The following is a 24,778-nucleotide window of genomic DNA, read 5'->3' on the forward strand; positions in this document are numbered from 1 at the left end:
CGTTCCCGCTCGGTTCCTACTTGGCGACGCGCAGGATCAGCGCGTCACCCTGGCCGCCGCCACCGCACAGCGCCGCCACACCGGTCCCGCCGCCGCGCCGCTTCAGCTCCAGCGCGAGATGGAGGACGAGCCGGGCGCCGGACATGCCGATCGGATGCCCGAGCGCGATCGCGCCGCCGTTCACATTCACCCTTTCCGGGGAAACCCCGAGGTCCTTCATCGACTGCACCGCGACGGCCGCGAACGCCTCGTTGATCTCGATGAGGTCGAGGTCCTCGACGCCGATGCCCTCCTTCTTCAGGGCGTGCTGGATCGCGTTCGAGGGCTGGGACTGGAGCGAGTTGTCCGGGCCCGCCACATTGCCGTGCGCGCCGATCTCCGCGATCCACTCAAGACCCAGCTCCTGGGCCTTGGCCTTGCTCATCACCACGACCGCCGCCGCGCCGTCGGAGATCTGTGAGGACGTGCCGGCCGTGATCGTGCCGTCCTTGTCGAACGCGGGCCGCAGCTTGGCCAGGGACTCCACGGTCGTCTCGGCCCGGATGCCCTCGTCGTGCGAGAAGAGCACCGGATCGCCCTTGCGCTGCGGGATCTCGACGGGCGTGATCTCGGCCTCGAAGACACCGTTCTTCTGTGCCGCCGCGGCCCGCTGGTGGGAGAGCGCGCCGAACTCGTCCTGAGGGGCGCGCGCGATACCCAGCCGGGTGTTGTGCTTCTCCGTCGAGGCGCCCATGGCGATGTCCTCGAACGAGTCCGTCAGCCCGTCGTACGCCATGGAGTCGAGCATCTCCACGGCGCCGTACTTGTAGCCCTCACGGGACTTGGGGAGCAGGTGCGGGGCGTTGGTCATCGACTCCTGGCCGCCCGCGACCACCACCTCGAACTCGCCGGCGCGGATCAGCTGGTCCGCCAGCGCGATCGCGTCGAGTCCGGAGAGACAGACCTTGTTGACGGTGAGCGCGGGGACGCTCATCGGGATGCCGCCCTTGACCGCGGCCTGACGTGCCGGGATCTGCCCTGCCCCGGCCTGGAGCACCTGGCCCATGATCACGTACTGCACCTGGTCGCCGCTGATCCCGGCCCGGTCCAGCGCCGCCTTGATCGCGAAGCCGCCCAGCTCCGCGCCGGAGAAGGACTTCAGCGAGCCCAGGAGCCGCCCCATGGGGGTGCGGGCGCCCGCGACGATCACAGACGTGGTGGTGTTCGTATCCGACATGAGACGCGATCCCCTTTGCGTACAGCTTGAGGAGTGAACGAGGGTTTACTTTCAATGTACTGAGCCGTTCTCCCACGGGTCACCAGGCAGCGCGTGTGATCGCGCGCACGTTGCGTAATCACCGCGGTACCGCTGCACTGTCCCCATGCTGACGCGAATCGACCACATCGGAATCGCCTGCTTCGACCTCGACAAGACCGTCGAGTTCTACCGGGCGACCTACGGCTTCGAGGTCTTCCACACCGAGGTCAACGAGGAGCAGGGCGTACGGGAGGCCATGCTCAAGATCAACGAGACGTCCGACGGCGGGGCTTCGTACCTCCAGCTCCTCGAACCCGTCCGGGAGGATTCGCCCGTCGGGAAATGGCTGGCGAAGAACGGCGAGGGTGTTCACCACATCGCGTTCGGTACGGCGGATGTCGACGGTGACGCCCAGTCGGTCCGTGACAAGGGCGTACGCGTTCTGTACGACGAGCCGCGCACCGGCTCCATGGGCTCCCGCATCACGTTCCTCCACCCCAAGGACTGCCACGGCGTACTCACGGAACTGGTCACCTCCCGCCCGGAGCACTGACCTTAAGGATTCCCGGCCCGGTAGAGTGGGGCGCTCCGGGCCGGGGCCGGGCCGGGGCCGCGCCCCTGCCGTAGATCTGTCACCATTCCCCGGGGGGCCGTTCGCCGCGAACGGTGCTCGATTGGGCAGTTGCGACCAGGGGACGGATGGGACCGCGCAGTGCGGGGCTACGAACGCCAGGAGAGCCACCGAGCTGACGACGACCACCTCTCGCGGTTCGAAGCCGAGATGGACCGGCTGAAGACCGCGCGGGAGAAGGCCGTCCAGCACGCCGAGGACCTCGGTTACCAGGTCGAGGTCTTGCGCGCCAAGCTCCACGAGGCACGCCGTGCGCTGGCGACCCGTCCCTCGTCGTACGACAGCGGGGACCTCGGCTATCAGGCCGAACAGCACCTGCGCAACGCCCAGATGCAGGCGGAGCAGATGCGCGCGGACGCCGAGCGCGAGCTGCGGGACGCGCGCGCCCAGACACAGCGCATCCTCCAGGAGCACGCCGAGCACCAGGCCAGGCTCCAGGCCGAGCTGCACGCCGAGGCCGTCCAGCGCAGGCAGCGGCTCGACCAGGAGCTGGCCGAGCGCCGGCAGACCGTCGAGTCGCATGTCAACGAGAACGTCGCCTGGGCCGAGCAGCTGCGGGCCCGTACCGAATCCCAGGCCCGCCGGCTGCTCGACGAGTCCCGTGCCGAGGCCGAGCAGTCCCTGGCCGCCTCCCGCGCGGAGGCCGCCCGGGTCACCGAGGAGGCGCGGCGGCGGCTGGGCGCGGAGTCCGAGGCGACCCGCTCCGAAGCGGAAGCGATCCTGCTGCGGGCCCGCAGGGACGCCGAGCGGCTGCTGAACGCCGCCTCCTCGCAGGCGCAGGAGGCCACCAGCCACGCCGAGCAGCTGCGTACGTCCACCACCGCCGAGGCCGACCAGGCCCGCCAGCAGGCAGCCGAGCTGGGCCGCGCGGCCGAGCAGCGGATGCAGGAGGCGCAGGAGCGGCTGCGGGAGGCCCGCGCCGAGGCGGAGAAGATCGCCGCGGAGGCCAAGGAGACCGCGGTCAAGCGGGTGGCCGCGGCCGAGTCACAGAACGAGCAGCGCACCCGTACCGCCAAATCGGAGATCGCCCGGCTGGTCGGTGAGGCCACCAAGGAGGCCGACGCCACCAAGGCCGAGGCCGAGCAGGCGCTCGCCGACGCCCGCGCGCAGGCCGAGAAGCTGGTCGCGGAGGCCGCCGAGAAGGCCCGTACGGTCGCCGCCGAGGACACCGCGGCCCAGCTGGCCAAGGCGGCCCGTACCGCCGAGGAGGTGCTGACCAAGGCGTCCGACGACGCGAAGGCCACCACCAAGTCCGCGAGCGAGGAGGCCGAGCGGATCCGCCGCGAGGCCGAGGCCGAGGCGGACCGGCTGCGCGGCGAGGCGGCGGAACAGGCCGACCAGCTCAAGGGCGCGGCCAAGGACGACACCAAGGAGTACCGCGCCAAGACGGTCGAGCTCCAGGAGGAGGCCCGCAGGCTGCGCGGCGAGGCCGAGCAGCTGCGGGCCGACGCGGTCGCGGAGGGCGAGCGGATCCGCGGCGAGGCGCGCCGCGAGGCCGTCCAGCAGATCGAGGAGGCGGCCAGGTCCGCCGAGGAACTGCTGACGAAGGCCAAGGCGGACGCCGACGAGCTGCGCTCCGGCGCCACCACGGAGAGCGAGCGGGTACGCACCGAGGCCATCGAGCGCGCCACGACGCTGCGCCGGCAGGCCGAGGAGACCCTGGAGCGCACCCGCGCCGAGGCCGAGGCGCTGCGCGCCGAGGGCGAGGAGCAGGCCGAGGCCACCAAGGCCGCCGCCGAGCAGGCCGCGGCCGAGCTGCGCGAGGAGACCGAGCGGGGCGTCAGGTCCCGTAAGGACGAGGCCGCCGGCGAGCTGACACGGCTGCACACGGAGGCCGAGCAGCGGCTGTCCTCCGCCGAGGAGGCGCTCGCCGAAGCCCGCGCGGAGAGCGAGCGGATCCGGCGGGAGGCCGCCGAGGACATCGACCGGCTGCGCGCCGAGGCCGCCGAGCGGATCCGTACGCTCCAGGCACAGGCGGAGCAGGAGGCGGAGCGGCTGCGTGACGAGGCCGCCGCCGACGCCTCGCAGTCCCGCGCCGAGGCGGAGAACGCGGCCGTACGGCTGCGGTCCGAGGCCGCCACGGAGGCGGAGCGGCTCAAGACCGAGGCGCAGGAGAGCGCGGACCGGATCAGGGCCGAGGCCGCCGCCGCGGCCGAGCGGGTGGGCACCGAGGCCGCCGAGGCGCTGGACGCCGCGCAGGAGGAGGCGACCCGCCGCCGCCGCGAGGCCGAGGAGACGCTGACGGCCGCCCGCGGCGAGGCGGACCAGGAGCGCGAGCGGGCCCGTGAGCAGAGCGAGGAGCTGCTCGCCTCGGCCCGCAACCGGGTCGAGGAGGCCCAGACCGAGGCACAGCGGCTGGTCTCGGAGGCGGACTACCGCGCCACGGAGCTGGTGGCCGCCGCCGAGCAGACCGCACAGCAGGTACGGGACGCCGTCGCCGGTCTCCAGGACCAGGCCGAGCAGGAGGTCACCGGGCTGCGGGCCGCCGCCGAGCACGCGGCCGAGCGGACGAGGACCGAGGCGCAGGAGGAGGCCGACCGGGTACGCGCGGACGCGTACGCGGAGCGGGAGCGCGCCACCGAGGACGCCAACCGGGTCCGGGCGCGGGCGCAGGAGGAGTCGGACGCCGCGCAGGTGCTCGCGGAGCGCACCGTGGGCGAGGCAATCGCCGAGGCGGAGCGGCTGCGCGCCGACACCGCCGAGTACGCGCAGCGGGTGCGGACCGAGGCGTCGAACTCGCTCGCGTCGGCGGAGCAGGACGCGTCCCGCACCCGCGCCGAGGCCCGTGAGGACGCCAACCGGATGCGTGGCGACGCGGCGGGCCAGGCCGACCGGCTCATCGGCGAGGCCACCGGTGAGGCCGAGCGGATGCGCGCGGAGGCCGCGGAGACGGTGGGCGCCGCGCAGCAGGCGGCCGAGCGGTTGCGGGTCGAGGCCGAGCAGTTCAAGCGGGACACCGAGGCCGCCGCGGAACGGCTCAGGACCGAGGCCCAGGAGGAGACGGACTGGCTCCTGGACGAGGCGCGCAAGGACGCGGCCAAGCGCCGCGCGGACGCCGCCGAACAGGCCGACCAGCTCATCAACAAGGCCCAGGAAGAGGCGCTTCGGGCCGCCACCGAGGCCGAGACGCAGGCCGATACGATGGTGGGGGCCGCCCGCAAGGAGGCGGGCCGTATCACCGCGGACGCCACCGTCGAGGGCAACTCCCTGGTGGAGAGGGCCCGTACGGACGCGGACGAACTGCTCGTCGGAGCGCGCCGGGACGCGACAGCCGTCCGGGACCGGGCCGAGGAGCTTCGTGTCCGCGTCGAGGGCGAGATCGAGCAGCTGCACGAGCGGGCCAGGCGCGAGACGTCCGAGCAGCTGAGAACGGCGGGAGAGCGTGTCGACAACCTGATGAAGGCGGCCAATGAGCAGCGCGCCGAGGCCGAGGCGAAGGCCAAGGAGCTGGTGGCCGAGGCCAATTCGGAGGCGAGCAAGGTCCGTATCGCCGCCGTGAAGAAGGCCGAGGGGCTGCTCAAGGAAGCCGAGCTGAAGAAGGGCGAACTCGTCAGGGAGGCCGAGAAGCTGCGCGCGGACGCCGCTCAACAGGCCAAACAGACAGTCGACGAGGGCAAGCGCGAACTCGATGTACTGGTCCGCAGACGAGAGGACATCCAGGCCGAGATCTCCCGTGTTCAGGACGTACTCGAAGCGCTGGAGTCATTCGAGGCACCTTCCGTGCCCGCGAAGGACAACCCCGTCAAGGCGGGTGCGGCGGCGGGGACCACCCGTTCGAGTGGCAAGTCTTCCGACAGCTAGCCACTCAAAAGGCTGGACATTCTCCATATCAAACCCGCATCAGCTCGATGACACGCCGCTTTGGCCCCTAGGATTCCCCCTATCACCTCACCGGTCTCATTCGACAGGAACCCCATGAGCGACACTTCCTCCCCATTCGGCTTCGAGCTCGTGCGGCGTGGTTACGACCGCGGTCAGGTGGACGACCGCATTACCAAACTCGTCGCCGACCGTGACAGTGCTCTGGCCCGCATCACCTCTCTGGAAAAGCGCATCGAGGAGCTCCACCTCGAAACGCAGAACGCCCAGGCCCAGGTCAGCGACGCGGAGCCGTCGTACGCCGGGCTCGGTGCCCGCGTCGAGAAGATCCTCCGCCTCGCCGAGGAGGAGGCGAAGGACCTGCGCGAGGAGGCCCGCCGCGCGGCCGAGCAGCACCGCGAGCTGGCCGAGTCGGCGGCGCAGCAGGTGCGCAACGACGCCGAGTCGTTCGCGTCCGAGCGCAAGGCCAAGGCCGAGGACGAGGGCGTCCGTATCGTCGAGAAGGCGAAGGGCGACGCCGCCACGCTGCGCTCGGAGGCGCAGAAGGACGCGCAGTCCAAGCGCGAGGAGGCCGACGCGCTCTTCGAGGAGACCCGCGCCAAGGCCGCCCAGGCCGCCGCGGACTTCGAGACGAACCTCGCCAAGCGGCGTGAGCAGTCGGAGCGCGATCTGGCGTCGCGTCAGGCGAAGGCCGAGAAGCGTCTGGCCGAGATCGAGCACCGCGCCGAGCAGCTGCGTCTGGAGGCCGAGAAGCTGCGCACGGACGCGGAGCGCCGGGCCCGTCAGACCGTCGAGACGGCCCAGCGTCAGTCCGAGGACATCGTGGCGGACGCGAACGCCAAGGCCGACCGGATCCGCAGCGAGTCGGAGCGCGAGCTGGCGGCGCTCACCAACCGCCGCGACTCGATCAACGCCCAGCTGACCAACGTCCGCGAGATGCTGGCCACGCTGACCGGTGCCGCGGTGGCCGCCGCCGGCACCCCGGCCGACGACGAGCCGATCTCGCGCGGCGTCCCGGCCCAGCAGTCCCGCTGAGCCGGGGCGACCGTCCGGCCGGTGGCGCTTCGCCGGTCGGTAGGGATCGCGTCGGATAACGATCGCGCCAAGCCCCCCGTCACTCCGGTGGCGGGGGGCTTCGTGCCCCCCTAGGTTGGTCCGCATGATCGAGGTCCACGGGCTCACCAAACGCTTCGGCCGCAAGGTGGCGGTCGATCAGCTCTCCTTCCAGGTGCGGCCGGGGGTGGTGACGGGTTTTCTCGGCCCCAACGGCGCGGGCAAGTCGACCACGATGCGGATGATGCTCGATCTCGACAATCCGACCAGTGGTTCGGTACGGATCGACGGCAGGCATTACCGCGAGCTGGCGGAGCCGCTCAAGCACATCGGGGCGCTGCTTGAGGCGAGGGCGATGCATGGCGGCCGCACCGCGTACAACAATCTTCTGGGTCTGGCGCAGAGCAATCGCATCCCGGCGAGCCGGGTGGACGAGGTGCTGGACATGGTCGGACTGAGCGCCGTCGCGAAGAAGAAGCCGAAAGGTTTCTCTCTCGGAATGGGGCAGCGGCTCGGGATCGCTTCCGCGCTCCTGGGTGATCCCGAGATCCTGATGTTCGACGAACCGGTGAATGGTCTGGACCCCGAAGGCATCCACTGGGTACGCAATCTGATGAAGGCTCTGGCCCGCGAGGGACGCACCGTCTTCGTTTCGAGCCATCTGATGAGTGAAATGGCGCTGACCGCCGACCATTTGATCGTGATCGGTCAGGGCCGGCTGCTGGCGAACACCTCGATGGCCGACTTCATCCGCGAGAACTCCCGCAGTTACACGCGGCTGCGTTCGCCGGAGCGCGGGCGGCTCGAAGACGCCCTGCGCGACGCGGGGTTCACGGTGGTCGAGGCCGAGGATGGCGTACTGGAGATCGACGGCGCGTCCACCGAGGAGCTGGGGGAACTGGCCGCGCGGCACGGGATCGTGCTGCATGAGCTGAGTTCCCAGCGCGCCTCGCTCGAAGAGGCGTTCATGCGGATGACGGCGGAGTCGGTGGAGTATCACGCCCACGCCGGCCCCGGTGGCGGGCCGACGCCCGCGGGCCCCCGATGGGGAGCGGACCCGGGCGCGGCCCCGGGCGCGGACCGGGGCGACGACCGGCGCGGCGAGGGGATCTGACATGGCATCGGTAACGGCGGTCCTCCGGTCCGAGTGGACCAAGATCCGTACGGTCTCCTCGACGACCTGGACGCTGATCAGCGCCCTGGTGGTGACCGTGGCGCTGGGCGCCGCGCTGTCCGCGGTGCTGAACTCGCAGTTCGGTGATCTCTCCGCGGAGGAGCGGGCCACCTTCGACCCGACGTACACCAGCTTCTCGGGGATGGTCCTCGGTCAGCTGGCGATGGTGGTCTTCGGGGTGCTGGTGGTCGGCTCCGAGTACTCCTCGGGCATGATCCGCACCTCGCTGGCCGCCGTGCCGCGGCGCGGCACGTTTCTCCTCTGCAAGATCCTGGTGGCCGGGGTGCTGGCGCTGGTGGTGGGGGTGCTGACCGGATTCCTCGCGTTCTTCGTGGGCCAGGCGCTGCTCGGCGAGCACGGTACGACCATCGGCGAGCCGAACGTGCTGCGCGCGGTGATCGGCAGCGGGCTGTACATGACGCTGATCGCGCTCTTCTCGATGGGGGTGGCGGCGATGCTGCGCAGCTCCGTCCTCTCGCTCGGCATCCTGATGCCGTTCTTCTTCCTGGTCTCGCAGATCCTGGCGGCCGTTCCCGGCGCCAAGGAGGTCGCCCGGTACTTCCCCGATCAGGCCGGCCGCCAGATCACCCAGGTCGTCCCGAACGCGCTGAGCGCCAGCCCGGCCCCCTACGGACCCTGGGCCGGTCTCGGGATCATGGCCCTGTGGGTGGTGGCGGCGCTGGCGGGCGGATACGCGGTCCTCAAGAAGCGCGACGCGTAGGCTCGGGCCGTGGGGACTCCGCTCGTCGCGGCGCTCCGCGGCATCTCGTACGAGGAAATCACCCGGCGACGCCCCGTCGTAACGACTTGGCCGGAACCGTCAAGGCACGGATATCCTCGTAACTCTTACGGGGGCTTCAGGTCAGGAACGGCCACTGCCCCGACGACCTGACCTGTCGATGGGGCTGGAGAATGATCGAGGCAGTCGGCCTGACGAAGCGCTACGGCGCCAAGACGGCCGTGTACAACCTTTCCTTCCAGGTACGGCCGGGATACGTCACCGGGTTCCTGGGCCCCAACGGTTCCGGCAAATCGACGACGATGCGGATGATCCTCGGGCTGGACCGGCCGACCGCCGGCCAGGTGCGGATCGGCGGGCATCCCTTCCGGCAGCTCCCGAACGCACCGCGCCAGGTGGGCGCGCTGCTGGACGCCAAGGCCGTGCACGGCGGGCGCAGCGCGCGCAATCACCTGCTGTCGCTGGCCCAGCTCTCCGGGATCCCGGCCGCCCGGGTCGACGAGGTCCTCGGGGTCGTCGGTCTCCAGGGCGTGGCCAAGAAGCGTTCCAAGGGCTTCTCGCTCGGTATGGGCCAGCGGCTCGGTATCGCGGCGGCGCTCCTCGGCGATCCGCAGGTGTTGCTGTTCGACGAGCCGGTGAACGGGCTCGACCCCGAGGGCATCCTCTGGGTCCGGAATCTGATGAAGCAGCTGGCCTCCGAGGGCCGTACCGTCTTCGTCTCGTCCCATCTGATGAGCGAGATGGCGGTGACCGCCGACCATCTGATCGTGATCGGCCGCGGTCAGCTGCTGGCCGATATGACGATCAAGGATTTCATCTCGGCCAACTCCGCGGACTTCGCGCGGGTGCGTACGCCGGAGACCGATCCGCAGCGGCGCGAGAAGCTGACCACGGCGCTCGCCGAGGCGGGCGGCCAGGTGCTGTCCGAGCCGGACGGGGCGCTGCGGATCACGGGGCTGGCGCTGTCGCGGATCAGTGATCTGGCGCACGAGGCGGAGGTACGGCTCTGGGAGCTCTCGCCGCACCAGGCGTCGCTGGAGGAGGCGTATATGCGGATGACCCAGAGCGCCGTGGACTACCGTTCGACGGCCGACGCGCTGGAGGGCTTCGAGCCGCCCTATCAGCCCGGCTACGGGCCGCCGGGGGCCTCCGCGGCGCCCGTCGTCCCTGAGGTGCCGCAGCAGGGCTGGTACGCCCCGCCGCCGCCCGGAGCCAACCCGTACGCGGGCGCTCCCCCGGCCTCGGCGACGGCACAGGCACCGGCGTCGGCACCCGCGCCGGCCCCCGCGTCCACACCCCCACCCGCGTCCGCACCGTCGGCCGCTCCCGCGGCGGCTTCCGCCGCAGACATGACGAAGCGCGACAGCAACGAGGACGCCCGATGACGACCCCGTACCAGCAGCCTCCGCAGCCCCCGACGTCACAGCGGACCGCGCAGTGGCAGGGCGGCGGCCCCACGGCCGGTTACACCTCGCCGATCCCGGTCCGCCGGACACATCTCGGCGACGCCCTCGCCTCCGAGTGGACCAAGCTGCGTTCCGTACGGTCCACGATGTGGACCCTCGGCGTCATGGTCGTGCTCATGCTGGGCATCGGACTGCTCGCGGCCCTGCTGGTCTCCACCGTTTCGAGCGACCCGGCGACCCCCAGCGGCCAGGACGCGCTCTCCCTCGGCTTCTTCGGTGTGCTGCTCGGCTCGATGTGCGTGATCACGCTGGGCGTGCTGACGATCGCGTCGGAGTACGGCACGGGCATGATCCGTACGACCCTCACCGCGTGCCCGAGCCGGGGCCGGGTGCTCGCGGCCAAGTCGCTGGTCTTCTTCCTGCTGGTCTTCGTGATCTCGATGGTGGTCACGATGACCGTCGCGGCGCTCCAGGTCTCGATCGTGGGCGCGGAGTCGCCCGACGCCCGGGGCTGGCTGCTGGCGACGGCCGGGGTCAGCCTCTATCTGGCGACGCTCGGACTGCTCTCGCTGGCGGTCGGCACGCTGATCCGGCACTCCGCCGGAGCGATCACCGTCATGATCGGTGTGGTGCTGCTGCCGCTCGTGCTGGCGATGTTCATGTTCTCGGACTCGCTCACGGCGCTGCGCGAGAGCCTGTTCGACTACTCGATCCCGAACCAGATGGCGGCGTTCTACAGCGACGGCGTCCGCGTCTCCGGGCCTTCGGGCTGGGAGCCGCTGTGGCTTCTGCTGGGCGTGACGGCGATCGCGTTGGCGGCGGCGTACTTCGCGCTGGACAAGCGGGACGTCTGAGCGGTCCCGCGTCGCCGCGTCGCCGCCTCGCTCAGTACTTCGGTGCGTTACGGGACCGCTGCACCCGCGTGGTGCGGCGGTCCTTCGCGTTCCAGCACGCCTGGTGCCAGTGCCGCCGGTCATCGACACCGCCGTACTCCGGCCAGGCCACCACATGCGGCACCGCGCCGGGGATCTCCTGGTCGCAGCCGGGGCAGCGATAGCGCTTGCCCTCGGCGCTGGCCCCGGCGACATGGCGCACCGACCAGCCCTCGCCCTGCCAGGACTCGGACCGCTGGAAGCCGCCGTACCGGTCCCCCGCCTCGCCTGCTCGCTCGGTCGGGTTCTCGCCGCCTCGGGGGCGGTTGCGGCGCGGGGACACAGGACACCTCACGGGGCAGACAGCACGGTTCCCTCCAGCCTACGGCCCGCGACACGGGGTACACGCCCCTCGCGGCCCTGGTCCGTCCGGGGCGGGAAAGGCACTGACCGGACAATCGCAAGAATTTCCCAAGAGGGCCGTGCCCTTGGCACGTGTCAGACGTTGTTGCCAGGCAGGGGGAGTCGCGTCGGCCGCAAGGAGGCAGAAGGCGATGCGTGTGGGAGCTTTTGTACTGGCCGCCCAGTTCCCGGGCCAGGGACAGGGGGAGGCGCTGCACCGGGCGGTGCGCACCACGGAGTTGGCGGAGGAATCCGGGCTCGACTCGGTCTGGCTCGCCGAGCACCATTTCGTGCCGTACGGCGTCTGTCCGTCGGCCGTGACCCTGGCCGGAGTGCTGCTCGGCCGAACCCGACACATCCGGGTGGGAACGGCGGTCAGCGTGTTGCCGAACGTACATCCGGTGGCCCTCGGCGAGCAGGCGACGCTGCTGCATCTCGTCTCCGGCGGCCGGTTCACGCTCGGTGTGGGACGCGGCGGCCCCTGGGTCGACCTGGAGGTCTTCGGCACGGGTCTGAGCGCCTACGAGGAGGACTTCCCGGAATCCCTCGCCCTGCTGCTGCGCTGGCTGCGCGAGCCGAGTGTGGGGGCATCGGGGGAACGTTTCCGCTTCCGCGAGGTCCCCGTCGTACCGCGCCCCGACGAGCTGATCGAGCCGAACACGGGCCCCGAGACGGTCATGGCCTGCACCTCGCCCAAGAGCGTCAGACTGGCCGCCGAGCACGGTCTGCCGATGCTGCTCGGCATGCACTGCGGCGACGAGGAGAAGGCGGAGATGGTCGCCCTGTGGCGTACGCACGCGCGCGCGGCGGGCCGTACGGCCGGCGAGATCGACGGCGCGGCGCATGTGTCGGCCGGGGTGGCGCAGATCGGCGACGGCCGCGCGGAGGCGACCGAGACGCTCGTCAAGGCGATGCCCGGCTGGCTGCGCCAGGGCCTCGGCGCCCATGTCACGGTCGACGGAAGAGTCCGACCGATGCGGGACCCCGTGGAGTACACCGAACTGCTCTGCGCTCTCCACCCGGTGGGCCCGCCCCGGCTGGCCGCGGACCGTCTCGCGGCCACCGCGGAGCGCACCGGCATCACCCGCTTCGCCCTGCTCGTGGAGGGCTCGGGCGATCTGGCGACAACGGAGGAGAACGTACGGCGGCTGGGCGCGGACGTACTGCCCCAACTCGCCTGAGGGACGCTGCCGCTCCGACACCGTGCAGCCGGGGCGCGATGCGGAGCGGCAGCAAGAGGCGTCAGCAGTCCCGGAGTTCGGGTGACTGATTGAGCAACTGGGCCCGCACCGAGGTGAAGAGGGCCAGCCGCTCATCGACCGTGGAGTCCAACGGGAACACCGCGACACGGTGGCAGTTCTGGAATGCGAGACGCACCCCGAAGTGACGCTGCAGCGCACCGCGAATGGCATCACTCGCGAGCGCGCGCAACAGCTGACCACGTGCTTGCTCGTCCGGCGGGGGCGTCTGGTTGTCGGCGAACTGTCCACCGTCCACCTTCAGCTGTGCCACCAGAGAACTGATCATCTCCCATGCGTAGGGCAGGGAGGTCCGGACGCAGTCGACGAAAGCCGCTTCATCGACCTCGCCTCGCTCGGCCTGATCCAACAGCGCCGGTGAGACGTCGAGCGACATGGGTTCTCCTCTCGCGACCCCGGGAGGCGGGGTCTTACGGGCAGGGAAGGAGGCGACGACGACGCAGCGTGCACGACCGGCGACCTCCTGCATCCACGTTAGGCGCGCTGTCCGGACCACACCAGCAGAATGGGAACACAACCGGCCAACAACGAAGGGGGCTTCCGGGGCGAATCGCGCGCGGCGGCGGCAGTCGAGTAGCGTTGCCGACCATGCGTCTCGTCATTGCCCGCTGCTCCGTGGACTACGCGGGCCGGCTCACCGCCCACCTGCCCTCCGCTCCCCGTCTCATCCTGGTCAAGGCCGACGGGAGTGTGTCGATCCACGCCGATGACCGGGCGTACAAACCGCTCAACTGGATGTCACCGCCCTGCACACTGAAGGAAGGCGCCGACGCGGACGCCGGCGTATGGACCGTCGTGAACAAGGCGGGCGAGAAATTGATCATCACCATGGAGGAGGTCCTCCATGACTCCTCGCACGAGCTGGGCGTCGATCCCGGCCTCATCAAAGACGGCGTAGAAGCACACCTTCAGGAGCTGCTGGCCGACCGGATCGAGACGCTGGGCGAGGGCTACACACTGATCCGCCGCGAGTACCCGACGGCCATCGGCCCGGTGGACATCCTGTGCCGGGACGCCGACGGCGTGACGGTCGCGGTGGAGATCAAGCGGCGCGGTGAGATCGATGGCGTGGAACAGCTGACGCGCTACCTGGAGCTGCTGAACCGCGATCCCCATCTCGCGCCGGTGCGGGGGGTGTTCGCCGCGCAGGAGATCAAGCCACAGGCCCGGGTGCTGGCGACGGACCGGGGCATCGGATGCGTGGTGCTGGACTACAACGGGATGAGGGGCATCGAGGACGACAAGTTGCGGTTGTTCTGACGGGGAGTTCACCGCCGTCCCGTGACGAGGGGCCCGAGCGCTCGGCCGATGCCGCGCCCGGGCCCTCTCTCATGTCCGCGCCCGCGCGCCCCTCTCCGCATCCACGCCATCACACTTCTCGCTTTAGTTAGAGGCTATCGCGAAACCTGTTGACACTCCCCTTCCGTACTGGTTATAACTTATAACGAACGCGAGAGTGAGTAACCCAACGGAGTGCGCGGTGGAGGTCGTCATGAACCCCGAAGAACTGGTCGAAGTCATCCTGCCCGGCAAGGTGGAGCCGGAAGGGCTGCGGATCCGGCGCGGAACCGTCCCCACCCCGGGCCCGGGACAGGTCGTGATCCGGATGGAGGCGACCGGGGTCTCCTTCGCCGAGCAGCAGATGCGCCGCGGCAGGTACTACGACCAGCCGGCGTTCCCCTTCGTGCCCGGCTACGACCTGGTCGGCACGGTGGTGGCGACCGGCGAGGGGGTCGGGCCCGGTGTGGCCGGCACCCGGGTGGCCGCGCTGGTCAAGGTCGGCGGCTGGGCCAGCCATGTGCGCGTCGACGCGGCGGACACCGTCGAGGTTCCCGCCGGGATCGGCGCGGCCGAGGCGGAGACCCTGGTGGTCAACGGCATCACCGCCTGGCAGATGCTGCACCGCAGGGCACGCGTCCGCGCGGGGCAGACCATCGTGGTGCACGGCGCCAACGGCGGCGTCGGCTCGGTCCTGGTCCAACTCGCCCACGCCGCCGGGGTGGAGGTGATCGGCACGGCGTCCGCCCGCCACCACGACGCCCTGCGGGAACGGGGCGTCACGCCCGTCGACTACCGCACCGAGGACGTCACCGCGCGGATCCGCGAGCTGGCCCCCGGCGGGGTGGACGCCGTCTTCGACCATGTCGGCGGCCGGGGCATCGTCGACTCCTGGAGCCTCCTCGCCCCCGGCGGGACGCTCGTCTCGTACGGCAGCGCCTCCACCCGGGACGACGAAGGGTCCAAGCAGTGGCCCGTGTTCAAGCTGCTCGGCCGGGTGTGGGTGTGGAACGCGCTGCCCAACCGCCGCCGTGCCTACTTCTTCAACGTCTGGGCCGGACGCGCCCTGGCCAAGGACCGGTTCCGGGCCCGGCTGCGCGCCGACCTGACCGAGGTCTTCGCCGCCTTCCGGCGCGGTGATGTCACCGCTCAGATCGCCGCCCAACTGCCGCTCACCCGCGTCGCCGACGCCATGCGGCTGGCGGAGTCCGGCACCGTCGCCGGAAAGGTCGTACTCACCCCGTAGCGCGGCCGGACAGGACCGGGCCCTGGCCCCGGCCTACACGACCGTCGGATCCGGCGAGGGTTCGGACTCCGCCGGATTCGAGCCGCTCACCGTGGTCTGAGGGGACGACGGCGGTGGCGGGGTGTCCGTGGGATCCCCCGTCGGATCGTCGTCGCTCGGCGTCGTCGACGGTGACGGCGGCGGGCTCGACGAGCTGGTCGGCGGCTTGCTCGGCGAGGTCGGCGGCTTCGGCGGCGGCTCGGACGGGGAGCCGGGCTCCGAGGGGTCGTCGTCGGGGGACGAGGCGCTGTCCGACGGGGTGCCCGAGGGGGACGCCGATTCGGAAGGGCTCGCGCTGTCCGTCGGAGCGGCGCTGCCGGAGGCGCTGGGTGCGGGCAGTTGGACGTCCGGGTTCGGGGGCACGTCGTCGACGGGCTGGTCGGCCGGCAGGTCGTCGCCGCCGTTGTCCGCGTCCGGGGACTGTCCCGTACGGACGTTGTCCGACGGGGTGTTGTCGCTGCCCGAGGTCGCGCCCAGCGTCACCACCGTGCCCAGAACGGCCGCGAGCACCGCGCCCGCTCCCGCCGCGACCAGGTTGCGGCGGGCGCCGAAGACAGGGCCGCGGCGACGGTGGGGCGCGGGCAGCGGAGCGGTGCCGGGTCCGGGGCCGGGGCCGGGTCCGGGCACCGGGGACTCGCGCCGGGTGACCAGCGTCTCGCTCTCGCCCGGGGCCGGGGCCGCGTCGGGAGCGAAGGCCGGTCCCGGGCCCAACGCCGGCGGCCCCTCCGCGCCCGTCGGCAACGCGGGCAGCACAAGCGGCGCGGACGTGCCGGGCCGTTCGGTCTCGCGGTCACTGACCAGTGCCAGCGCCCTGCGTCCCGCGACCGTACCGACCTTGTCGGCGACGGCCCCGCGCATACCGATCGACGCCTCCAGCTCCGCGCGGGCCCGCTCCAGGTTTCCCACGCAGAGCGCGAGGATGCCCAACTCGTGGTGGAAGTACGCCTCCTCCGCGACCTCTCCGGCGATCCTGGCGGCCTCGGAGCCGGACCGCAGCACACGCTCCCAGGCGCCCCAGTGGAGCCCGGCCAGAAAGGCGGGCGCGGCGCTGCGGGCCAGCAGGACGGCCGCGCTCGGGTGTCCCGATTCCTGACCCGGGACCAGCGGGCCCATCGCCGCGAGGATCGCGTCCGCCTCCGCCGCCGCGCGTTCGGGGGTGACCGAGGGGTGCCCCGCCCACCAGGCGTAGTGCTGGGCGGCGGTGTGCGCGTGGGCCACGGCGTCGTCCGCGTAACCCTTCGCCTCCAACTGCGTGGCGACGCCAGGCGCGAGCCGGTAGCGCGCGCCGACCGGGGTGAGCAGGCCGCAGCTCATCAGCTCGCCGAGTGCGGCGTCCGCGTGGGTGTCGCCCACCAGCGCCGGCAGATGCGCCTGGTGCGGGACCTCACCGCCGAGCGCGACCGCGAAGCGCAGCGTGGCGCGGGCGGCCTCGCTCAGCCGGGAGGCGAGCAGGACGGCGGGCGCGGCGCCCTCGCCGAGGGTGGGCAGCGGAATGTCGTAGCCGTCGGGGGTGGCGGCGGCGAGTGGTGACGCGTCGTCGGATTTCCGCTCGAAGGGCCGTACGAAGGGCTCGAACTCGTCGGAGGCCTCGGAGTTGCCGCGCAGCTGGTCGCGCTGCCGCAGCAGCGCGCCCGCCTGGACGAAGCGCACCGGCAGTCCCTCGGACTCGAACCAGAGGTCACCCGCCCAGTTCGCCTCCTCGTCGGTGAGGGCCCGTTCGACGACGCGCTCAAGCAGTTCGAGCGAGGAGCCGCGGCCGAGACCGCCGAGGGCGACCTCCTCCAGTCCCGCGTCCGCGGAGGGCGGGTCGGTGTCGGGCGTCGCGGCCAGCAGATAGGCGCATTCGGGGGTCGCGGCGAGGAGTTCGTCCAGCGCCTCCCCGCCGAGCTCCAGATCGTCCAGGACGACGATCGCGCCGATCTCATGGACCAGTGGGAGCAGTTCCGCGCGGTCGGGGCGGTGGAGCGCGGAGTGGTGGACGGCCGCGAACAGCTCGTACAGCAGCTCGGTGGTGGTGCGGCGGTGGCCGGAGAGGCGTACGACCCCGTCGGGCGCGAGGTCCGCGCAGTCCACGGCGACGGCTTCGAGCAGCGCGGTACGTCCGGAGCCCGGGGAGCCGGTGAGACGTACGGACCGGCCGCGCCCCAGCAGCCCCGCCAGCCGCTCGCGTTCCTCGCCGCGCTCCAGCAGCGGAAGGGGTGGCGCGGCGGGTCCCGGTGGTACGGAGGGCCGGCCCGCGCGCTGGACATCGGCGCGTTCGGCGGCGGTGCGCCGCGCGGGGGCGTCGGGCTGTCTGCCGGGCGGGCAGAGTTCGATCTCGCTGCCGTCGACGGGGTTGACGGTGAGCAGGTACTCGCCGGAGATCAGCTGGACCGTGCGGACGGGCGGCGGGGTGGTGACGGGCCCGGCGCCCTTGAGATGCGCCAGGGCAGGGGTGACATGGGCGGGGGTGACATGGGAAGGCGCGGCGGGCGTGGCCGCGGGCACGATCTCGGCGCGCGGCGGACGTGCCGAGTCCGCGCCCTCACCCGCGCGTTCGTCGTGGCCGTACTCTGCCGGTCCCCGGTCTATCGGGTCCATGGTGAAAAGCTCCCCAGATCCTGGTGTGCGATGCCCCCCGGCCTCACACACCCATCTGTCGCTTCTGGTGCCGGTGTCTGCGTCTACGGGTCAGTCATTCGGCAGACGGCCGAACCCTAGACCTCCGCAGGGTATCCGCCCGCAGCCGGGGTACCACGCCGTCCAAGACATCACGGTCTCATGAGAATTGTGCGATGTGGGACGGTCAGACCCGAGGAAGTGACTCTGCGGCGATTCCACCCTCGATGGCGAGAATGCGGTGCAGTCGGGTCGCCACCAGCAGTCGCTGCATCTGCGGCGGGACACCGCGCAGCACAAGCCTACGGCCGCACCGCCCCGCGCGTCGGTGGGCTCCCATGATGACGCCGAGTCCGGTGGCGTCCCAGGAGTCCAGTGCGGTCAGGTCGAGCACCAGATCGCCGACGCCGTCGTCGACCGCCGAGTGCAGGACCGTACGGGCGTCCGCCGCGCTGCGTACGTCGAGGCGGCCCCCGACGACCAGCTCGGCGTGGTCGCCCCTGATGTGCATATGCGCTCCCCGAGAGTGCTTTCCGTGCTCCGTAGTCTGTTCTGTCTTCCAACAACTGACTGCCGCGCGACCCAAGAAGTTGCCGTCTGTAAGCGAACCGATATCGAATTCACCCTGTGGGGTGAGGTGCGGGTACCGGTGGCGCGGCTCAGTGCTTGTAGAACCCCTGCCCGCTCTTGCGGCCGATGTCACCCGCGTCCACCATCCGGCGCATCAGCTCCGGCGGTGCGAACTTCTCGTCCTGCGACTCGGTGTAGATGTTGTCGGCCGCGTGGAGCAGGATGTCGACACCCGTCAGATCGGCGGTGGCGAGCGGGCCCATGGCGTGGCCGAACCCCAGCTTGCAGGCGGTGTCGATGTCCTCGGCCGAGGCGACGCCCGACTCGTAGAGCTTGGCGGCCTCGACGACGAGGGCGGAGATGAGCCGCGTGGTCACGAAGCCCGCCACATCGCGGTTGACGACGACACAGGTCTTGCCCACCGATTCGGCGAACTCCCGTGCGGTGGCGAGGGTTTCGTCGCTCGTCTTGTAGCCGCGCACCAGCTCGCAGAGGCGCATCATGGGCACCGGCGAGAAGAAGTGTGTACCGACGACACGTTCCGGGCGCTCGGTCACGGCCGCGATCTTCGTGATCGGGATCGCCGAGGTGTTGGAGGCGAGGACGGTGTCGTCCCGTACGAGCTTGTCGAGCGTACGGAAGATCTCGTGCTTGACGTCGAGCTTCTCGAAGACGGCCTCGACGACGATGTCCGCGTCGGCCGCGGCGTCCAGGTCGGTGGTCGTGGTGATCCGGGCGAGCGCCGCGTCGGCGTCGGCCTCTTCGAGCTTGCCCTTGGCGACGAACTTGCCGTACGAGGCCCTGATCCCGTCGATGCCCCGGGCCAGCGCGGCGTCGGTGACATCCCGCAGCACGACGTCCCAGCCCGCCTGCGCCGAGACCTGCGCGATTCCGGACCCCATGAGTCCGGCCCCGATGACGGCGAGCTTCCTTGCCACGACGCACCCCATGATTCCTGTACGGCTTCTGTTCAGCCTTAACACCTGTTTACAATCGGAGATTAGCGGTCACGGACGGCCAAGTGACGGTGAAGAGATGCGCGTCACGTCTCACATGACGGACATCACACCGGCGGCGCCCATCAGGCGCCGCGCGGCGCGTACTTGAGCACCTTTCCCCACGGCGCCCGCTCCCCTCGGGAATCGGGTACCTGACCGCACCCGTGTCCGGGAATAGGCTGGCCATATGGTCAATCTGACGCGCATCTACACCCGCACCGGCGACAAGGGCATGACGGCGCTCGGCGACATGAGCCGCACCGCCAAGACCGATCCGAGGATCGCCGCGTACGCCGACGCCAATGAGGCCAACGCGGTCATCGGTACGGCCATCGCCCTGGGACAGCTCTCCCCGGAGGTCGTGAAGGTCCTCGTCCGGGTCCAGAACGATCTGTTCGACGTGGGCGCCGATCTGTCCACACCCGTGGTGGAGACACCGAAGTTCCCGCCGCTGCGGGTCGAGCAGTCCTACATCGACAAGCTGGAGGCGGACTGCGACCACTTCCTGGAGGGGCTGGAGAAGCTGCGCAGCTTCATCCTCCCCGGCGGCACCCCGGGCGCGGCGCTGCTGCACCAGGCGTGCACGGTGGTACGCCGCGCCGAGCGCTCCACATGGGCGGCGCTCGACGCGCACGGCGAGACCATGAACGCGCTGGCGGCGACCTATCTGAACCGTCTCTCCGACCTCCTGTTCATTCTCGCCCGTGTGGCGAACAAGGAGGTCGGGGACGTCCTCTGGGTCCCGGGCGGCGAGCGCTGAGGTCAGCCCTTCTCACCGACTGACGAGGGCCGTTCCACCCGGACGGGTTCGTCGTCCGCCGGGGGCTTCTTCGGCCAGAGTGTGTACGTCAGGGCGATCAGCCCGTGGATACCGGCGACGCGGGCCGCGTTGAACTGCCACGCGAGCAGCGAATCCGTGTTGCCCGCGTCGCCCACGTACCAGATCGCGATCTGGAGCAGGACGGCCGCGACGGCGGCGGCCACCACCGTACGGACCCACAGCCGGCCCTCGTGCCGGGCGCGGGCCATGCCGTACTTCGGCGGTTTGACCGGCGGGGGGCCGCCGGCGAAGCGATGGGCGAACCAGCCGTCGATCCGCTTGATCGTGTAGTGGCCGTAGCCGACCGTGAAGCCGATGTACATCGCGGCCAGACCGTGCTTCCAGTCCGGCTCCGCGCCGTTTTTGAGATCGATGGTCGTGACCACCAGCAACACGACCTCCAGCAGCGGTTCCAGCAGCAGGACCGCCGCGCCCAGTCGCGGCATCCTGGCCAGATAACGCAGGGCCAGCCCGACGACCAGCAGTACCCAGAAGCCGATCTCGCACGCGATGATCAGTGTGACGATCACAGTGCCTCTCCTTCCTGTTGGCCTGTTGGCTCCAGCCTCCCGTCCGTACGGGCACGGCACGTCGTCGTCAGTGACGAACCGTGACTGCATCCTTCGATGTACTCGGACCTCGGCCGCCCTGTGGAGGACGGCGCCGCGCGGGCCGTGTTTGATGGGGGGATGATCGCTTCCCCCCGATCTGCCGTGTTCCTCCCCGCCCATGGGTCCGGGTGCCCCTCCCGTCGGCCGCACCGCGTGGACGCGATGATCGCCCTGGCCGGACTGCTCGGCGGGGTCGCCCTGTGGTCGGCGGGTCTGCACACCCAGGGGGGCCGCGTGCTGCCCGGGGCCTGGGTGCTGCTGCCGCTGGCCGTCATGGCGGGGGTGGAGCTGCTGCGCAGGACCGCGCCGGCGACCGCCTTGGCCGTCGGCACGCTCGCGCTGATCGCCGACCAGCTCACCACCGGCAGCCTGGCGACAGTCGTGATGTTCACGGATGTGATGTACGCGGCCGTGCTGTACGGGACACCGGCCGCCGCCCGCCGGATCCCCTGGACCACGGGGGCGATCACGGTCGCGGTGACCATCGGTTTCTTCGCCTGGCTGCGCGTTCCCGACGCGCTGCTCATCGGTGTGGTCACCGCGTTGATCAGCTTCTTCCCTGCCAGTACCGGTGTTCTCGTACGCAACCACCGGGACGCCGCCGAGTCGGCCAGGCTGCGGGCCGAGCAGACCGCTCTGCTGGCCGAGATGGACCGGACGCAGGCGGTGGCGGCCGAGCGCACCCGGATGGCGCGTGACCTGCATGACATGGTCGCCAACCATCTCTCGGCGATCGCCCTCCACTCGACGGCCGCGCTCTCGCTGGACGACGAGCGCACGACCCGGGACGCGCTCGGCGTCATCCGGGAGAACAGCGTGGAGGGGCTGGCCGAGATGCGCCGGCTGATCGGGCTGCTGCGCGAGCGCGACGGGAGCGGCACGGTGTCCGCCGCGCCGACGCTGCGCGCGCTGGACTCGCTGGTGGAGCAGGCCCGTACGAACGGCGCCTCCAGCGGACTGCGCTTCGCCCTGGACGACCGGCGCGGCGAGGGCGTCGCGCTGCCCACACCCATCGATCTGGCCGCGTACCGCATCATTCAGGAGTCGCTGACCAACGCGCTCAAACACGCGGTCCCCGGCACGACCACCGTCGAGCTGGACGGGTCGGACCGCGCCCTGACGGTGGAGGTCCGCAGCCCGTTCGGTGACCGGCCGGGGCCGCGCGTGCCGGGGTCGGGCGCCGGACTGATCGGGATGCGCGAGCGGGTCGAACTGCTGGACGGAGAATTCGAGGCGGGTCCCGTCACCGCTGCCGACGGGGGAAAGATCTGGCTGGTACGGGCCGAACTGCCCGTCCTGGAAGGGCGGGAGAGCGCGTGACGATCCGGGTGCTGGTCGCGGAGGACCAGTCGGCGGTACGGGCGGGGCTGGTGCTCATTCTGCGCAGCGCGCCGGACATCGAGGTCGTCGGGGAGGCGTCGGACGGCGAGGAGGCGGTCGCGCTGGCCCGGGAGCTGCGGCCCGATCTGGTGCTGATGGATGTGCAGATGCCACGGCTCGACGGGGTGTCGGCGACCCGCGAGGTGGTCGCGGAGCGGCTGGCCGATGTGCTGGTACTGACCACCTTCGATCTGGACGAGTATGTCTTCGGGGCGCTGCGGGCCGGGGCGGTGGGCTTTCTGCTGAAGAACGCGGAGGCGGGTGAACTGCTCGCCGCGGTGCGGACGGTGGCGCGCGGCGAGGGCCTGATCGCCCCGGCCGTCACCCGCCGGCTCATCGCCGAATTCGCCGTGCCGACCCCCGTACGCTCACCCGACGCCCCCGACCCGGCGATCCTGGACGTCCTCACGCGCCGGGAGCGCGAGGTGCTTTCCTGCCTGGGCGAGGGGCTGTCGAACGCGCAGATCGCGGCCCGGCTCACGATGGCCGAGGCGACCGTGAAAACCCATGTGAGCAGGCTGCTGGGCAAGTTGGAGCTGCGCAGCCGGGTGCAGGCCGCCGTACTCGCCCAGGAGCTGGGAATCTGACCGGCGGCTCCCCACCTTTGGTCTGGACCTATTGACGAGTGGTCCAGACCTTCCTACTCTCACCGCACACACTGCGGTGAGCCGTCGCAGGGTGAGCAGTGCACGGACCACCCCTTTTTGTCCTGTACTCACCTGAGGAGCACGCTTGAACTCCCAATCCGCCCTCCACAGACCCGGATTCAGATCCAGAGCCGTCGCGGGTCTCACCGCGCTGCTGCTGCCGCTGGCCGCCCTCGTCGGGCTTGCCACCCCCGCGGAGGCCGCCACCTCGGCCACCGCCACGTACACCAAGGCCTCCGACTGGGGCACCGGCTTCGAGGGCAAGTGGACGGTGAAGAACACCGGCACCACGAGCCTCAGCTCCTGGACCGTCGAGTGGGACTTCCCCGCCGGTACGGCGGTCACCTCCGGCTGGGACGCCGACATCACCGGAGCGGCCAACCACTGGACGGCCAAGAACAAGACCTGGAACGGCACGCTCGCCCCGGGCGCGACCGTCACCTTCGGCTTCAACGGCACCGGCTCGGGCGCCCCGACCGGCTGCAAGCTCAACGGCGGCTCGTGCGACGGCGGCCCGAGCGTCCCGGGCGACAACCCGCCCTCGGCCCCCGGCACCCCGACCGCCAGCGAGATCACCAACACCTCGGTGAAGCTGAGCTGGACCGCGGCCACCGACGACAAGGGCATCAAGAACTACGACGTCCTGCGGGACGGCGCGAAGGTCGCCACGGTCACCGGTACGACGTACACCAACACCGGTCTGACCGCGGGCACCGACTACTCGTACACCGTCCAGGCCCGTGACACCGCCGACCAGACGGGTCCGGTCAGCGGCGCCCGCGCGGTCCGCACCACCGGTGGCGACCCGGGCCCCGGTCCCGGCCCCGGCAGCAAGGTCAAGCTCGGCTACTTCACCGAGTGGGGTGTCTACGGCCGGAACTACCACGTCAAGAACCTGGACACCTCCGGTTCCGCGGCCAAGATCACCCATATCAACTACGCCTTCGGCAATGTCACCGGCGGCAAGTGCACCATCGGTGACTCCTACGCCGACTACGAGAAGGCGTACACCGCCGACCAGTCCGTCGACGGCGTCGCCGACACCTGGGACCAGCCGTTGCGCGGCAGCTTCAACCAGCTGCGCAAGCTCAAGGCCAAGTACCCGCACATCAAGGTCCTCTGGTCGTTCGGCGGCTGGACCTGGTCGGGCGGCTTCGGCCAGGCCGTGCAGAACCCCGCCGCCTTCGCGCAGTCCTGCTACGACCTGGTGGAGGACCCGCGCTGGGCCGATGTCTTCGACGGCATCGATCTGGACTGGGAGTACCCCAACGCCTGTGGTCTGACCTGTGACACCAGCGGCCCCGCGTCGTTCAAGAACATGATGCAGGCCATGCGCGCCAAGTTCGGTCCCAACTACCTGGTCACGGCCGCCACCACGGCGGACGCCTCGGCCGGCGGCAAGATCGACAAGGTCGACTACGCGGGCGCGGCCCAGTACATGGACTGGTTCAACGTCATGACGTACGACTTCTTCGGCGCCTTCGCCGCGCAGGGCCCGACGGCCCCGCACTCCCCGCTCACCTCGTACCCGGGCATCCCGCAGGCGGGCTTCAACTCCGCCGAGGCGATAGCCAAGTTCAAGGCGCAGGGCGTACCGGCCAACAAGCTGCTGCTCGGCATCGGCTTCTACGGGCGCGGCTGGACCGGCGTGACCCAGGCGACCCCGGGCGGTACCGCCACCGGAGCCGCTCCCGGCACGTACGAGGCCGGGATCGAGGACTACAAGGTCCTGAAGAACACCTGCCCGCCCACCGGCACCATCGCGGGCACCTCGTACGCCAAGTGCGGCAGCAACTGGTGGAGCTATGACACCCCGGCCACCATCACATCCAAGATGGCCTGGGCGAACCAGCAGAGCCTGGGAGGCGCCTTCTTCTGGGACTTCACGGGTGACACCGCCAACGGCGAGCTGGTGACCGCGCTCAACAACGGTCTCGGATAGCCGCGACAGCACAGGTGAAGGGGGCGGCGCCCGAGCGCCGCCCCCTTCATCATGTCC

21 protein-coding genes are annotated in these 24,778 nt (G+C 70.9%); 14 read left to right on the top strand and 7 right to left on the bottom strand.

Annotation, left to right across the window (positions count from 1 at the left end):
• Positions 1–16: 16 nt before the first annotated feature.
• Positions 17–1,216, bottom strand: a complete 1,200-nt coding sequence (locus M1203_RS32720; protein ID WP_249953468.1) for an acetyl-CoA C-acetyltransferase — start codon at positions 1,214–1,216, stop codon at positions 17–19.
• Between the two features lie 145 nt (positions 1,217–1,361).
• Between M1203_RS32720 and mce the strand changes: the two genes are divergently transcribed.
• From mce to M1203_RS32755, 7 genes are all read left to right on the top strand, one after another.
• Positions 1,362–1,790 (top strand): methylmalonyl-CoA epimerase, encoded by a 429-nt coding sequence (gene mce / locus M1203_RS32725; RefSeq protein WP_249953469.1) that lies wholly within the window; start codon positions 1,362–1,364, stop codon positions 1,788–1,790.
• Positions 1,791–1,949: 159 nt separating this feature from the next.
• Positions 1,950–5,669, top strand: a complete 3,720-nt coding sequence (scy, locus tag M1203_RS32730; protein WP_249953470.1) for a polarized growth protein Scy — start codon at positions 1,950–1,952, stop codon at positions 5,667–5,669.
• 114 nt (positions 5,670–5,783) lie between these two features.
• Entirely contained in the window at positions 5,784–6,722 is a 939-nt protein-coding gene (locus M1203_RS32735; protein ID WP_030351964.1) for a cellulose-binding protein, read from the top strand.
• A gap of 124 nt (positions 6,723–6,846) precedes the next feature.
• Positions 6,847–7,854: an ABC transporter ATP-binding protein gene (locus M1203_RS32740; RefSeq protein WP_249953471.1), complete on the top strand. Its 1,008-nt coding sequence runs from the start codon at positions 6,847–6,849 to the stop codon at positions 7,852–7,854.
• A 1-nt stretch (position 7,855) separates the two neighbouring features.
• Positions 7,856–8,635 (top strand): ABC transporter permease subunit, encoded by a 780-nt coding sequence (locus tag M1203_RS32745; protein ID WP_249953472.1) that lies wholly within the window; start codon positions 7,856–7,858, stop codon positions 8,633–8,635.
• Positions 8,636–8,826: 191 nt separating this feature from the next.
• Complete coding sequence (locus M1203_RS32750) at positions 8,827–10,038, top strand: ABC transporter ATP-binding protein (RefSeq protein ID WP_249953473.1); 1,212 nt, start codon at positions 8,827–8,829, stop codon at positions 10,036–10,038.
• On the top strand, positions 10,035–10,913 hold the full coding sequence (locus M1203_RS32755; RefSeq protein WP_249953474.1) for an ABC transporter permease subunit: 879 nt from the start codon (positions 10,035–10,037) through the stop codon (positions 10,911–10,913). Before M1203_RS32750 ends, M1203_RS32755 begins: the two co-directional genes overlap by 4 nt.
• 31 nt (positions 10,914–10,944) lie before the next feature.
• On the opposite strand, the gene M1203_RS32760 is transcribed toward M1203_RS32755, so the two are convergent.
• Positions 10,945–11,274 carry an ATP/GTP-binding protein gene (locus tag M1203_RS32760; RefSeq protein WP_249953475.1) on the bottom strand — a complete coding sequence of 110 codons (330 nt, stop codon included), beginning with the start codon at positions 11,272–11,274 and terminating at the stop codon, positions 10,945–10,947.
• A 211-nt stretch (positions 11,275–11,485) separates the two neighbouring features.
• Here M1203_RS32760 and M1203_RS32765 point away from each other — a divergent pair, with 211 nt between their 5' ends.
• Entirely contained in the window at positions 11,486–12,514 is a 1,029-nt protein-coding gene (locus M1203_RS32765) for an LLM class flavin-dependent oxidoreductase (protein WP_249953476.1), read from the top strand.
• Positions 12,515–12,575: 61 nt separating this feature from the next.
• On the opposite strand, the gene M1203_RS32770 is transcribed toward M1203_RS32765, so the two are convergent.
• On the bottom strand, positions 12,576–12,968 hold the full coding sequence (locus M1203_RS32770) for an SCO5389 family protein (protein WP_249953477.1): 393 nt from the start codon (positions 12,966–12,968) through the stop codon (positions 12,576–12,578).
• 212 nt (positions 12,969–13,180) lie between these two features.
• Here M1203_RS32770 and nucS point away from each other — a divergent pair, with 212 nt between their 5' ends.
• The gene (nucS, locus tag M1203_RS32775; RefSeq protein ID WP_193563976.1) at positions 13,181–13,852 is read left to right on the top strand and encodes an endonuclease NucS; all 672 of its coding nucleotides are present in this window, start codon (positions 13,181–13,183) and stop codon (positions 13,850–13,852) included.
• A 232-nt stretch (positions 13,853–14,084) separates the two neighbouring features.
• Entirely contained in the window at positions 14,085–15,116 is a 1,032-nt protein-coding gene (locus tag M1203_RS32780) for a medium chain dehydrogenase/reductase family protein (RefSeq protein ID WP_249953478.1), read from the top strand.
• Between the two features lie 33 nt (positions 15,117–15,149).
• Here the strand turns inward: M1203_RS32780 and M1203_RS32785 are convergent, their stop codons facing one another.
• From M1203_RS32785 to M1203_RS32795, 3 genes are all read right to left on the bottom strand, one after another.
• The gene (locus M1203_RS32785; protein WP_249953479.1) at positions 15,150–17,735 is read right to left on the bottom strand and encodes an ATP-binding protein; all 2,586 of its coding nucleotides are present in this window, start codon (positions 17,733–17,735) and stop codon (positions 15,150–15,152) included.
• A 205-nt stretch (positions 17,736–17,940) separates the two neighbouring features.
• On the bottom strand, positions 17,941–18,264 hold the full coding sequence (locus M1203_RS32790; protein ID WP_030351976.1) for an STAS domain-containing protein: 324 nt from the start codon (positions 18,262–18,264) through the stop codon (positions 17,941–17,943).
• Positions 18,265–18,412: 148 nt separating this feature from the next.
• On the bottom strand, positions 18,413–19,261 hold the full coding sequence (locus M1203_RS32795; protein WP_249953480.1) for a 3-hydroxyacyl-CoA dehydrogenase family protein: 849 nt from the start codon (positions 19,259–19,261) through the stop codon (positions 18,413–18,415).
• A gap of 247 nt (positions 19,262–19,508) precedes the next feature.
• Here M1203_RS32795 and M1203_RS32800 point away from each other — a divergent pair, with 247 nt between their 5' ends.
• Positions 19,509–20,081: a cob(I)yrinic acid a,c-diamide adenosyltransferase gene (locus M1203_RS32800; protein ID WP_249953481.1), complete on the top strand. Its 573-nt coding sequence runs from the start codon at positions 19,509–19,511 to the stop codon at positions 20,079–20,081.
• 2 nt (positions 20,082–20,083) lie between these two features.
• Here the strand turns inward: M1203_RS32800 and M1203_RS32805 are convergent, their stop codons facing one another.
• Positions 20,084–20,671, bottom strand: a complete 588-nt coding sequence (locus M1203_RS32805; protein ID WP_249953482.1) for a hypothetical protein — start codon at positions 20,669–20,671, stop codon at positions 20,084–20,086.
• Positions 20,672–20,914: 243 nt separating this feature from the next.
• Here M1203_RS32805 and M1203_RS32810 point away from each other — a divergent pair, with 243 nt between their 5' ends.
• From M1203_RS32810 to M1203_RS32820, 3 genes are all read left to right on the top strand, one after another.
• Complete coding sequence (locus tag M1203_RS32810; protein WP_249953546.1) at positions 20,915–22,072, top strand: sensor histidine kinase; 1,158 nt, start codon at positions 20,915–20,917, stop codon at positions 22,070–22,072.
• The gene (locus tag M1203_RS32815; RefSeq protein ID WP_249953483.1) at positions 22,069–22,719 is read left to right on the top strand and encodes a response regulator transcription factor; all 651 of its coding nucleotides are present in this window, start codon (positions 22,069–22,071) and stop codon (positions 22,717–22,719) included. The genes M1203_RS32810 and M1203_RS32815 overlap by 4 nt, the downstream gene beginning before the upstream one ends.
• Positions 22,720–22,864: 145 nt before the next feature.
• A complete protein-coding gene (locus tag M1203_RS32820) occupies positions 22,865–24,721 on the top strand; it encodes a glycoside hydrolase family 18 chitinase (RefSeq protein ID WP_249953484.1) in 1,857 nt (618 codons plus the stop codon).
• Positions 24,722–24,778: the final 57 nt, after the last annotated feature.

This window comes from Streptomyces sp. 35G-GA-8 (assembly GCF_023534745.1).
In the GTDB taxonomy this organism is placed as follows: domain Bacteria; phylum Actinomycetota; class Actinomycetes; order Streptomycetales; family Streptomycetaceae; genus Streptomyces.